Annotated in this window: 1 protein-coding gene; it reads left to right on the forward strand. The window is 67.3% G+C overall.

The annotated features are described in order from the left end of the window. On the forward strand, window positions 1-3,441 hold a 3,441-nt coding region (locus LCI23_RS18365), incomplete at both ends, for an Ig-like domain-containing protein (RefSeq protein WP_224947901.1).

Raw genomic sequence — 3,441 nt, forward strand, 5'->3', positions numbered from 1 at the left:
ATGACGACTTCCGGCGAACTCCTCGCTCCTGGCGGCAACACGCCCTCCACCTACCAGAACATCAACGCCGACGCGGTTCGCCTCGGCAACGGCGGCACCGTACTTGCCTACCTGAAGCAGACCGGCGGCGATAACGTGAGCTATCTTCCGACCGCCCCGATGTTCGACGGCATCCTGCAGGTGCTGGGACAGGACAATACGGTCGTGAAATCCATCTCCCTGGTGGACGAGCTGGTGCCGCAGGGCCGCGCGGTGATGGACATGAGCCTTGAGCGCCTGGCGAATGGCGGCTTCGTGGTGGTCTGGTCGGACATCGTTCCCACGGACGAAAACTGGACCGGTCCGCGCGCCCGCTATGCCATCTACGACGACCAGGGCAACCTGCAGTCCAATGGCGACCTGTCGAACAACGCCGGCTACAACGTCCGCGTGACGGCGCTGGCCGGGGGCGGCTTCGCCACGGTGTTCGCCGGTGGTTCCTACTCCGAACACAACTCGCAGGGCGTCGTGAATGTCTTCACCTACGCTCCCGGCATCGGCTACACCAAGGGCACGGAATCCTATGTCGGCGACCCGGATGCGCCGGCGCCGGGCGCCAATGCCGATGTCGGCAGGCTGTGGACATTCAACGAGTTCTCGATCAGCGGCCTGTCGGACGGCGGCTTCGTCATCGGCGCGCCTACCTACGACTATGTCGGCTCGAATTACACGCCGCTGGGCGACTTCGTGTACCGCTATGCCGCCGATGGCAGCCAAACCCCGTTTGCCAGCGGCACCTACTGGCAGCGCGTCAACTGGAACCCGAACCAGGTCAACAACGCCGTGCTCACCAAGGCCTTCGACGGCGGCTTTGCCAGCCTCAACCGCGGCCAGAACGGCAACTGGCAGGTGACACTGTTCCACAACGACGGTTCACTCATTACTACGACCGAACGCACCCAGACCGTCACCGCAGACAGCGGCAACATCGTCTACACCAAGACGTATCATGCGACCGACATCATGCCGGTGACGAGTTTTGCAGCGAACAATTACCTGAACTACGATCACTTCATCGACATCGCTGAGATCAACGGCGAGCTGGTCGCCGTACTGCCGAATGCGGACAACGGCTTCAGCCTGGTGCGCCTGTCCAAGACCGATGGTAGCGTTGTGTCGATAGGCGACATGGGCATTAGCGTCCCTCCGGGAAGCGCGCTGATGAACCCGCGGATCCTGGCGGAAGGCGGCGGCTATGACTTCACCTACGATGTGGTGAGCCTGGAAAACACTAGCGACGGCACCTATTATCGCCAGAGCACCTACCAGATCGGCCTGAGCGCACCGACCAACCAGGCGCCGCAGGTCGGCAACCTCGACGGAGACGCCACCGAGTTCGTGGTCGGCACCCCCCAGTACATCGACAACAACGATTTCGCCAGCATCGCCGACGCCGACTCGGCCGACCTGGCGGGCGGCTATCTCGAAGTACGCCAGACCGGCGGCGGCACCGACGGCGGCTTCAGTTTCGACCTGTTGGTGGGGAGCGCCGAAATCCTGTGGGGCAGCGGCGCCTCGCCCGACACCAGCCACGACGGCACCAGTTTCGCCAACCCGGGCCCGCTCGCGGCCGGCGACAAGATCTGGTACTGCCCCGACAGCATCGACGATCCGTCCGCCTGGCTCCTGGTCGGTACCGTGGTCGACAACGGCCAGCAGGGCGCTGCCCTGAAGATCGCCTTCAGCAACGCGGCCCTCACGGTGCCCGCCACGCTGAACGGCGCCGACAGCTTCGCCTCGGCCCTGCTCAAGTACCTCATGTACACCGCGCCGACCGTCGGGATCCGCAGCTTCGAGGTGCGCATTGCCGACGGCGACGGCGGCGTGTCCGCGCCGGCCAGTTTCAGCATGACCGGCGTCGCCGATCCGACGTCCACGATCGGCACGGCCAACGGTGTCGTGGAGCCGGCCAAGCTGCCGACCTCGGCCACCAGCGCGGCAGGCGCTGTCAGCGTACTCGATTTCACGGTCACCGATGGCGGCTCGGGCGACGGCCTGGCTACCCGCATCGACAGCCTGGCCCTGCGCACCGCGGGCACCGGCGACTTCGGCAAGGTCACCTGGCTGCTCACTGGCCCCGGCATCGCCACGTCCATCGCGGGCAGCTACAACGCCGCCAGCCATACCTTGCACTTTGCCGCCGGCATCGTGGTCGCCGACGGCGCCAGCGCGGTGTACACGGTCAAGGCCTATTTCAATGACACCAGCGGCATCGCGGGCGGCGCCACCTACCTGCTCTCGCTCGACGGCGACAGCGACGTCGCCCTCGGCGGCCTGAGCTCGCAGATGGCGGCTGGCCAGATGGCGGTCACTACCGGCAGCGGCATCCTGGTGGTCACTGGCCCGAGTGTCCTCAGCATAGAACGCAGCGCGCCCGCATCCAGCCTGACCAATGCGGACAGCCTGAGCTGGATCGTGCGCTTCAGCGAAGCCGTGACAGGTATCGACGGCGGCGATTTCGCCGTGGCAGGGCTTTCCGGCGCCAGTATCTCGGTCAGCAGCATCGACGCCAGCTCGTACACGGTGACGGTCAGCGGCGGCGACCTGGCCAGCATGGATGGCACGGTCACCCTCGGCCTGGCAGCCGGCCACAACATCGCCAACGGCGACGGCCAGGCGCTGGCCAGCCTGGCGCCCAGCGGCACCGACCAGCGCAGCTACCTGCTCGACAACACGGCGCCCGCCGCGCCGGGCATGCCGGACCTGCACGCGGCCAGCGACAGCGGCAGCTCCAACAACGACAACATCACCAACTCGCAGTTCCCCAGCTTCAGCGGCACCGCGGAGGCGGGCAGCCTGGTCACGCTGTTCAGCGGCAACACGGTGATCGGGAGCGCCACCGCCACCGGCGGCGTCTGGAGCATCACCGCGTCCACGCTCCCGGCCGGCTCCCACACGATCAGCGCCTCGGCCACGGATGCCGCCGGCAACACCAGCCTCCGTTCAACAAGCCTGGCGGTCACGATCGACACCAGCGTCGGCGCGCCCACGCTGGCACTGCATGCCGACACCGGCAGCGCGGCGGACGATGGCCGCAGCACGGACGGGCGGATCGACGTCGGCCTGGCGGGCGACGTCGCAAGCTGGCAATACAGCATGAACGGTGGGGCCACCTGGCTTACCGGCAGCGGCACCAGCTTCACGCTGGCCGCGGGCAGCTACGCCGCCGGCGAGGTGCGCGTCCGCCAGACCGACCTGGCCGGCAACACCAGCGCCGCCAGCGCCAACACGGCCGCCTTCGAGATCGACCAGACGGTCGCCGCGCCAGCGCTGGCGCTGGCCCACGACACCGGATCCAGCGCCAGCGATGGCCTGAGCAGCGACGGCACGGTGACTGTCAGCCTGGCTCCCGATGCCGCCGGCTGGGAATACCGGACCAGCAGCAATGGCAGCTGGACCGCG

The organism is Massilia sp. MS-15, from assembly GCF_020176695.1.
In the GTDB taxonomy this organism is placed as follows: Bacteria; Pseudomonadota; Gammaproteobacteria; order Burkholderiales; family Burkholderiaceae_D; genus Telluria; species Telluria hydrophila.